The sequence below is a fragment of the Streptomyces sp. NPDC046866 genome (genome assembly GCF_040704625.1).
Taxonomy (GTDB): Bacteria; Actinomycetota; Actinomycetes; order Streptomycetales; family Streptomycetaceae; genus Streptomyces.
Genome location: NZ_JBEYXN010000003.1, coordinates 507,825 through 516,492, shown reverse-complemented (window position 1 = coordinate 516,492; position 8,668 = coordinate 507,825). Strand labels below are relative to the sequence as shown.

Below are 8,668 nucleotides of genomic sequence, written 5' to 3'. Positions count from 1 at the left end.
CCTCGCGGCAGTCCCCTCCGCCCCCGCCCAGCCGTCCGACGCGGCTCCCTCGCGGCAGTCCCCTCCGCCCCCGCCCAGCCGTCCGACGCGGCTCCCTCGCGGCAGTCCCCTCCGCCCCCGCCCAGCCGTCCGACGCGGCTCCGGCGCCGCAGCCCACCGCCCTCTCCCGTCAGCTGAAGACGACCGACCGCAGAAGGAGGCGTTCGCTTGCGCGGCCGCCCGGGCGGAGGGAGTAGGAGGCGCCCGTGCAGTCCGGCTCGGTGAAGACCACCGCCGTCGAGTCGGTCAGGTTGCGCGGCGTGTGGGCCGGGGAGCTGGCGTTCGGGTCCGCCACCTCGGGCAGGGTGAAGCACTCCTCGCTGACCGGGTTCTCCAGCACCCCCACCTGCGGGCGGCCGTCCAGGCCGCTGTAGAGGTAGAAGAAGTCACCCATGGCCGCGGACGCGGAGGCGGGGATGGTCAGGGCAAGGGTCAGCGCGCCGAAGGCAGCGATGGCGGCATTGCGAAGACGCATGGAAAGGAGATCCCTTCACCAGGAGCAGGAGCAACAACGTGTGGCAGCCACCTTTCCTGCGGGCCGCGGCCCGGGTCACTGGCCTGCCCGTGGTGAATCGATCCGCCGTCGCCTGAACGGAGCAACCCGACGCCCGAACGGAGCAGCCCGCGCCCCACCGGCCCCCTCAGCCGTGGTCGTACACCGTCACCGCCACCCCCCGCTCGCACAGCGTCCCCCTGATCAGCGGTTCGATGCGGGACCACTTGCCGCCCGCCAGGCCGCAGCCGATGCGCGGCATGTGGACCGAGGCGTCCAGGGCGGCGGCGTGGTCGGCGAGGGCGCCCAGGCAGCGTTCCACCGCGTCGTAGCGGATCGGGACGCCGCCGCTGCCGGTGCGTATGCCGCGCTGGCCGACCATGTTGGCGACCCAGGTGTCCGGTCGGACCCGGACCAGCCGCACCGCGCCCAGCCCGAAGTCGTTCGCGGCGCGCCCCCGGTGCCAGGCCCGGTAGTCGGCCTCGGGCTCCGGCCAGCGTGTGGAGAGGGCGAGGACGAAGCCCTTGCCCCAGCCGCCGATGTCGTTGCAGACGTGGGCGATGACCTTCGGCCCCTTGGCCTGCGGGCTCGTCGCGTCGCCTTGGATGATCTCCAGAGTCCCCCGTGGTGTCATCTCCCCACGGTATGCAGGCCCTCTGACATCCCTCCCCCGGCGGCGGGACCCGTACGAACAGGGTGTTCGCGGGATCGAAGGACGTCGGGCCGCTCTCCTGCAAGCCGCAGCGGTGCGGGGGCCGCCGGGCACCCACGGCCCGGCCGGCCCGGTCCCTGCCGAGCTCCGGTCCGACCCCCGCCGCCCGGGGTGACGAGCGCAACATCCTCGGGGCAATCCGCGTCGGCTTCTCCACTGATTCCGCAGGTCCGCTCGCCGCCCTGCCCGTGTTTCCAAGGCGGACCGGGCTGCCGCCCTCCCATCCCGCGAAACGGGGCATTTCGCTCGCCGGGCTCCGCCGGAGAAACCGCAGCAGGGCCGCCGCGGGGCCCGTAAGCTCCCGTCATGCAGGTGATCCAGTCAACGAAACTCGCCAATGTCTGCTACGAGATCCGCGGCCCCGTGCTCGAAGAGGCGATGCGGCTCGAAGCAGCAGGTCATCGCATCCTCAAGCTGAACACCGGCAACCCCGCGGCCTTCGGCTTCGAGTGCCCGCCGGAGATCCTCGAGGACATCCTCCGCAACCTGGGCAACGCCCACGGCTACGGGGACGCGAAGGGGCTGCTCTCCGCGCGCCGCGCGGTCATGCAGCACTACCAGACCAAGGGCATCGAGCTGGACGTCGAGGACATCTACCTCGGCAACGGCGTTTCCGAGCTGATCCAGATGTCGATGCAGGCGCTGCTCGACGACGGCGACGAGGTGCTCGTCCCTGCCCCGGACTACCCGCTGTGGACCGCCTCCGTCTCGCTGGCCGGCGGTACGGCCGTGCACTACCGCTGCGACGAGCAGTCCGACTGGATGCCGGACCTCGCCGACATCGAGCGCAAGATCACCGATCGCACCCGCGCCCTCGTGATCATCAACCCGAACAACCCGACCGGCGCCGTCTACGACGACGAGATGCTCCGCGGGCTGACGGACATCGCGCGCCGCCACAACCTGATCGTCTGCTCCGACGAGATCTACGACCGGATCCTCTACGACGGCGCCACGCACACCAACACCGCCGCGATCGCGCCGGACCTGCTGACGCTCACCTTCAACGGGCTGTCCAAGAACTACCGCGTCGCCGGCTACCGCGCCGGCTGGATGGCGGTCTGCGGCCCGAAGAAGCACGCGGCCTCGTACATCGAGGGCCTGACGATCCTGGCGAACATGCGCCTGTGCGCGAACATGCCCTCCCAGCACGCCGTCGCGACGGCCCTCGGCGGCCGGCAGTCGATCCAGGACCTGGTGCTGCCCGGCGGGCGGCTGCTGGAGCAGCGCGACACCGCGTACGAGCTGCTGACGCAGATCCCGGGCATCACCTGCGTCAAGCCCAAGGGCGCGCTGTACCTGTTCCCGAAGCTGGACCCGGCCGTCTACAAGATCAAGGACGACCGTCAGATGGTCCTGGACCTCCTGCGCGCCGAGAAGATCATGGTGGTACACGGTACGGGCTTCAACTGGAGCGAGCCGGACCACTTCCGCATCGTGACCCTGCCGAACGCCAAGGACCTGGCGGACGCCGTGACGCGGATCGGGAAGTTCCTGGACGGGTACGGACAGCCGTAGGCGCGAGCCGGGCTCCAACCTGACTCAAGTCAAGATCAAGCACAACTTTAGAACGAATCCAATGTAGGATGGTCTCCTGAGACGCAGGAGGCCACCTATGTACGAGCCGATCCGGACCAAGCCGGTCGTCCACCGTGTGGGCGGCCGCCACTCCGACCATCACGCCGACCACTCGGGCGGTTACCCGCACAGCAGCCGCGCCGAGGCGCTGGACATGCAGCTCGCAGGGCACCTGTCGGCCCTGCTCGCCGTCACCGACGAGCTGGGGCTCGACGGGGCCGCCGCCCGCATCGCCGCCCAGGTGGCGCGACTGCGCGGCAGCGAGCCCGCCCGTGCGCCCCACGCCCCGGCCGCGGATCCCGCCAAGCTGCACCAGCGGGCGCACGACCTCGCCGGCCGGGCGCTGGTCGTGGCCGCGTCCCGCGCGGACACCACCGTCGCGATCCTCGCCGCCGAGCGCATGGACGCGCACGCCGCCGCCCTGGCCTCCCCGAAGCCGGCCGGCAGCCTCTGACCGGCCCCGGTCCGGGGCCGCGGAGGCTCCGGACCGGGCGCCATGCCGGGGCCGGCCGGCCTGCCCGCGCCTCACGGCGCCCGCTCGAACTCCGCCGCCGCCACCCCGCACCACGGCACCGCCGCCGCCGGCCAGACCGGGCCGACGGCCTCGCCGCGCTCCGTGGCGCCCGGCGCCACGCCCGGGACCTTCACCAGCGCCTGGGCGGCCCGCTCGCCGGGGACCGCCTCGGCCTTCTCGCGGAACCCCACGGTGACGACGTAGGCGCCGACGCCCTCGGGCCGGCCCGCCACCTCCACCGCGGCGACCACGCGCCGGCTCACCGGATCGACCCGGCACCCGCTGATCCGTACGTCCTCCACCGCGGCCCGCGCCGGTCCGGCCCCGGCCGCCCCCGCCTCGGCGCCGCCCCCGCCGGCCCACACGTACAGACCCAGCGGGGCGAAGACGAGCCCGGCGGCGAGGGCCACCAGCCCGACCAGCCAGCCCTGCCACCTCGACGCGCCCACGTTCCCGCTCAAGCTCAAGCTCACGGCCATGCCACGATCCTGGCGGCCCGCCGCCCCCGCTGCCAGCACCCGCCGATTCATACGGCATTTCGAAGTGGGACCGCTTGGCCACCCGCCGTTCACCCAAGTCGCCGCGGAATGTGGGTTTCCGTGAGCAGGCTGCCCCCGTGAGACGCATCCTGGCAATCGCCCTGGCCGTCCTCCTCCTCGGCGGTGTGGTGTACATCGTCGCGTTTCGAGGTGATGGCGGGACCGGGGGCACGGCAACGAAGACCGTGCATGGCGTGATCGGGTCGGAGAAGGCCGAATACTTCCGCGATCCCGACGTCGTCAAGGCCCTGAAGCACAAGGGCTACACCGTGCAGACCGAGACGTCCGGCTCCTGGGCGATGGACCGGCTCGCCCTGGCCGGCTACGACTTCGCCTTCCCCGGCAGCAGCGAGCCGGCGGCGGAGATCGAGGCCGCGGCCGGGGTGAAGGGCGCGCAGACCGCCAAGCCCTTCTTCTCCCCGCTCGTGGTCATCGCCCGCGCCAACGCCGCCAAGGTCCTCGCCGACAACGGCCTGGTGAGGATGAAAGGCAAGAACTCCGGGACCCTGCTCATGGACCCCTACCTCAAGGCCGCGGGCGAGGACCGCACCTGGCAGCAGCTGCCGGGCTCCGCCCCGTACCCGGAGCTGACCGGGACCGTGTTCATCAAGACCACCGACCCGGCCACCTCCAACTCGGGTGCGCTGTTCCTCGCCGCCACCTCCAACGTCGCCAACGGCAACAAGGTCGTCGCCGACGAGGCGGCGATCGAGCGGACCGCGCCCCTGATGCACAAGCTGATCTCGGTGCAGGGCGCCCTGGAGCCGAGCACCGACGACCCGTTCCGGGCCTTCATCAGCGGCAGCGGCGAACCGCTCGTCCTCGCGTACGAGTCGCAGGTGGCGGCCCTCGTCCAGCAGAAGCAGGCCCCCGGCGACATGGTCGTCCTCTACCCGGACACCACCGTCAACTCCCCGCACACCTTCGTGCCGGTCAAGGAGAGCGCGAGGGAGCTCGGCACCCTGCTGGCCACCGACCCCGAGCTGCGCGCACTCGCGGTCAGGCACGGGTTCCGGCCGCAGGACGGCGTGCCGGAGTTCACCGCCGCGACCGCCGCGCACGGCGCCTACCTCAACCCGGAGCTGACCGGCATCCGCCAGGTCAGCGCACCCACCGTCAAGATCCTCACGGCGCTGGCCGAGCGCGCCAAGGGCTAGGGGGACCACCACCGATGACACTGTCACCTCCCGAGGACGGCCCGCTCGTCCTCAACGCGCCCGAGCCCGTGCCCGCCGTCAGGCGGGAGCAGGCCGCCGGACTGGTCCCGCTCGAGGACGGCGTCCGCGACGAGATGGCCCGCCGGGCCGGGGAGTACGTCGAGGCCCTGGCCGGGATCGACGCCCGCTCCCCCGAGTTCGCCGGACACATCGGCGAGATCACCGCGCTCGGCGCCGCCGACATGCGCACCGCCGCCCAGCAGTCGAACCGGATGCTGGAGCGGGCCGTGCGCAGCCTCGGCCCGTCCGGCACCGCAGGCACCGACGGGGGCGGCGACGCCCAGGCCCGGGTCGCGGGCTCGCTGGTCGAACTGCGGCGCACCGTCGAGGACCTCGACCCGCGGGAGACGCCCGCCAAGGGGGCCCGCAGGCTGCTGGCCAAGCTGCCGGGCGGCAACCGGTTCCGCGACCACGTGGCGAAGTACGCCTCCTCGCAGGCCACCCTCAACCGGATCGTGGGCGCCCTGCGCGGCGGCCAGGACGAGCTGCGCCGCGACAACGCGGCCCTGCACACCGAGCGGACCCGGCTGTGGGAGACCATGGCCCGGCTCCAGGAGTACGCGGTGCTCACCGAGGCCCTGGACGCCGCCGTGGAGCAGCGGATCGCGCAGGCCTCCTCCACCGACCCGGCGGCGGCCGATGCGCTCCGCGCGGACCTGCTGTTCCCCGTCCGGCAGAAGCACCAGGACCTGCTGACCCAGCTGGCGGTGTGCGCGCAGGGCTACCTGGCGATGGACGTGGTGCGGCGCACCAACGACGAGCTGATCCGGGGCGTGGACCGGGCGGCGACGACCACGGTGTCGGCGCTGCGGATCGCGGTGATGCTGGCCTCGGCGCTGGACAGCCAGCGGCGGGTGGTCGAGCAGGTGGGGGCGCTGCGCTCGACGACGGAGGAGCTGGTCCGGGGCAACGCGCAGATGCTGGCCTCGCAGAGCGGGGAGGTCCAGCGGATCGCCGCCGACCCGGCGGTGGGGGCGGAGACGCTGCGGACGGCGTTCGGGCAGATCTACCGGACGCTGGACGCGATCGACGCGTTCAAGGTGCAGGCCGCCGAGAACATGGCGGCGACCGTGGAGTCCCTGACCGGGGAGCTGCAGGCGGCGTCGGCGTATCTGGCGCGTACCCGTGCCTCCGGTGGGGTGCCGGAAGGCGGTGGGCGGTGAGCCGTGCCCGGTGGTGGCCGCTGCGCGGGGCCTCTCCCCGCCCCGCCCCTTCCCGCAGTATCGATCAGCGGCTCCGCCGCGGGTGGGGCTCCGCCCCGGACCCCGTTCGCCTCAAGCGCCGGAGGGGCTTGATGTGCCTGGCTCTTGCGGCTCTCATCGGAGTGCCGGGGTGCACCTCCGATGGACCCGCCAAGCCCGCCGAGTCGAAGTACGAGGACGGCAAGCTGCGGGTGCTGGCGTCCAGTGAGCTCGCCGACATGCAGCCGGTGTTGAAGTCGGCGAAGGCCGCCACCGGGGTGAGCGTCGAGCTGACCTGGTCGGGGACCCTGGATGCGGCCGATCTGGTCGCCTCCGGGAAGGCGGACGGCAGGTACGACGCGATCTGGCTGTCCTCCGACGACTACCTGCGGCTGCGGCCCGAGGCGGCCGGGAAGCTCGGCAGCGAGACCCCGGTGATGTCCTCGCCGGTCGCGCTGGGCGTGCGGCCGGAGGCGCTGGCCCGGCTCGGCTGGAAGCCCGAGGAGGTGACCTGGTCGGCCGTGCACGAGGCGGTGGCTGCGGGCAGGCTGACGTACGGGATGACCGACCCGGTCCGCTCCAACTCGGGCTTCTCGGCGCTGGTGTCGGTGGCGTCGGGGCTCTCGGGCGCGCAGGCGGCGCTGACGGACGCGGACGTGCGGGCGGCCCAGCCGAAGCTGAAGCAGTTCTTCGCGGGGCAGCGGCTGACATCGGGTTCCTCGGGCTGGCTGGCGGCGGCGTACACCAAGCGCGGGGACGTGGACGCGCTGGTCAACTACGAGTCGGTGCTGCTGTCGATGAACCGGGACGCCGGGACGAACCTGACGGTGGTCCGGCCCCGCGACGGCGTGGTCACCGCGCACTACCCGCTGACGCTGCTGGCCTCGGCCCCCGCCGGGGCGCGCGAGTCGGGGCGGGCGCTGACGGACTGGCTGCGGGGCGGCGAGGCGCAGAAGGCGATCACGGAGCGGACGCTGCGCCGGCCCGTCGTGGCCGGGGTGGCGCCTGCGGCCGGGCTGGACGCGCAGAAGCGGCGCGAACTGCCGTTCCCGGGGACGCGGCAGGTCGCGGACGGGCTGTTGGCGAGCTACGAGAACGAGCTGCGCCGGCCCTCGCGGACGGTGTACGTGCTGGACACCTCGGGCTCGATGGCGGAGGAGAACCGGATCGGCCGGCTGCGCGAGGCGCTCACCGAGCTGACGGGCACGGGGAGTTCCGGGCCGGGGCAGCGGTTCCGGGACCGGGAGGAGGTGACCTTGCTGCCGTTCGGGGACAAGGTGAAGAAGGTGCTGACGCACGTCGTGGAGCCGGGCAATCCGCAGCCCGCGCTGGACGCGATCCGCGGGGACGTGAAGTCGCTGTCGCCCGACGGGGGCACGGCGGTGTACGCGAGCCTGAAGGCGGCGTACGAGCACCTGGGCAAGGGCAACGCGGACGCGTTCACCTCGATCGTGCTGATGACGGACGGGGAGAGCGGGGACCGGGCGAAGGACTTCGAGGCGTTCTACGCGGGCCTGCCGGAGGCGCAGAAGCACACGCCGGTCTTCGCGGTCGTCTTCGGCGACTCCGACCGCAAGGAGCTCGGCCGGATCACGGAGGTGACCGGCGGGCGGCTCTTCGACGCGACCGGCGTGGGGGTCCCCCCAGCAGTGGCTGGGGGAGGCTCGCTCCGTGGGGCTTTCGAGGAGATCCGTGGCTACCAGTAGGGGGACCGGGGCCGCGAAGGGCGCGGTGCTGCGCTGCCTGGAGTCGAAGAAGAACCTGGCCGGCTCCGCCTGCGCACTGGCCGGGGTGGGCCTGACCCTGGCGGGGGCGGCCGGCCCGTGGTGGCCGGCGGTGGTGGCCGGGCTGTACGGGGCGGGCGCGCTGCTCGCCCCGCCGGAGGCGCCCGAGCCGCCGCCGCCCGGGGGTCCGACCGACCGGCTGGACGAGGTGCGCGAGCGGTTCGTGCGGCTGAAGGAGTACCTGGCGGAGGTGGAGCTGCCGGCGGCGGCCGGGGGGCGGCTCGCGGAGCTGCTGGAGGTGTACGGGGCCCTGCTGGCGCCGGGGTGGGTGGCCGATGCCCTGGCCGGTGAGGCGGAGTCGGTGCACGCCGTGGCGCGGGCGGTCGCGGTGGACGTGCCGGAGTGCGTGGACGCGTACGTCCGCACCCGCTGGTGGGCGCGGATCACGCCGGGCGGGGAGTCGCCGGAGGGGCACCTGGAGCGGCAGCTGGCGCTGCTGCGCGAGGAGGCGGAACGCGTGGCGGCGGACCTCCGTGAGACGGAGGCCCGCCGCCAGCAGACGCACACGACCTACCTGGAGGAGCGCGGACGCTCCTGACCGGGCGTGTCAGGCCGTGGCTGCGGTGGGCGCCGCTTGGTCGGGGGCTCCCACAGCGGTGGGAATCGCTTGG

9 protein-coding genes are annotated in these 8,668 nt (G+C 73.3%); 6 read left to right on the top strand and 3 right to left on the bottom strand.

What is annotated here, in order from left to right:
* Nucleotides 1-169: 169 nt before the first annotated feature.
* Nucleotides 170-514, bottom strand: a complete 345-nt coding sequence (locus tag AB0953_RS08390) for a hypothetical protein (protein WP_366858593.1) — start codon at nt 512-514, stop codon at nt 170-172.
* A gap of 166 nt (nt 515-680) precedes the next feature.
* Complete coding sequence (locus tag AB0953_RS08385; protein ID WP_366858592.1) at nt 681-1,166, bottom strand: Appr-1-p processing protein; 486 nt, start codon at nt 1,164-1,166, stop codon at nt 681-683.
* Between the two features lie 384 nt (nt 1,167-1,550).
* Between AB0953_RS08385 and AB0953_RS08380 the strand changes: the two genes are divergently transcribed.
* Both AB0953_RS08380 and AB0953_RS08375 read left to right on the top strand, forming a co-directional pair.
* Nucleotides 1,551-2,762 (top strand): pyridoxal phosphate-dependent aminotransferase, encoded by a 1,212-nt coding sequence (locus AB0953_RS08380; protein WP_366858591.1) that lies wholly within the window; start codon nt 1,551-1,553, stop codon nt 2,760-2,762.
* Between the two features lie 97 nt (nt 2,763-2,859).
* On the top strand, nt 2,860-3,276 hold the full coding sequence (locus AB0953_RS08375; protein ID WP_366858590.1) for a hypothetical protein: 417 nt from the start codon (nt 2,860-2,862) through the stop codon (nt 3,274-3,276).
* Nucleotides 3,277-3,347: 71 nt separating this feature from the next.
* Here the strand turns inward: AB0953_RS08375 and AB0953_RS08370 are convergent, their stop codons facing one another.
* Nucleotides 3,348-3,815 carry a hypothetical protein gene (locus tag AB0953_RS08370; protein WP_366858589.1) on the bottom strand — a complete coding sequence of 156 codons (468 nt, stop codon included), beginning with the start codon at nt 3,813-3,815 and terminating at the stop codon, nt 3,348-3,350.
* Between the two features lie 137 nt (nt 3,816-3,952).
* Between AB0953_RS08370 and AB0953_RS08365 the strand changes: the two genes are divergently transcribed.
* The 4 genes from AB0953_RS08365 (at nt 3,953) to AB0953_RS08350 (ending at nt 8,595) form a co-directional block, all read left to right on the top strand.
* Nucleotides 3,953-5,032: a substrate-binding domain-containing protein gene (locus AB0953_RS08365; protein WP_366858588.1), complete on the top strand. Its 1,080-nt coding sequence runs from the start codon at nt 3,953-3,955 to the stop codon at nt 5,030-5,032.
* A 14-nt stretch (nt 5,033-5,046) separates the two neighbouring features.
* Complete coding sequence (locus AB0953_RS08360) at nt 5,047-6,255, top strand: toxic anion resistance protein (RefSeq protein ID WP_366858587.1); 1,209 nt, start codon at nt 5,047-5,049, stop codon at nt 6,253-6,255.
* A 131-nt stretch (nt 6,256-6,386) separates the two neighbouring features.
* Complete coding sequence (locus tag AB0953_RS08355; protein WP_366858586.1) at nt 6,387-7,979, top strand: VWA domain-containing protein; 1,593 nt, start codon at nt 6,387-6,389, stop codon at nt 7,977-7,979.
* Complete coding sequence (locus tag AB0953_RS08350) at nt 7,966-8,595, top strand: hypothetical protein (protein WP_366858585.1); 630 nt, start codon at nt 7,966-7,968, stop codon at nt 8,593-8,595. Before AB0953_RS08355 ends, AB0953_RS08350 begins: the two co-directional genes overlap by 14 nt.
* The last annotated feature ends 73 nt before the right edge of the window (nt 8,596-8,668 follow it).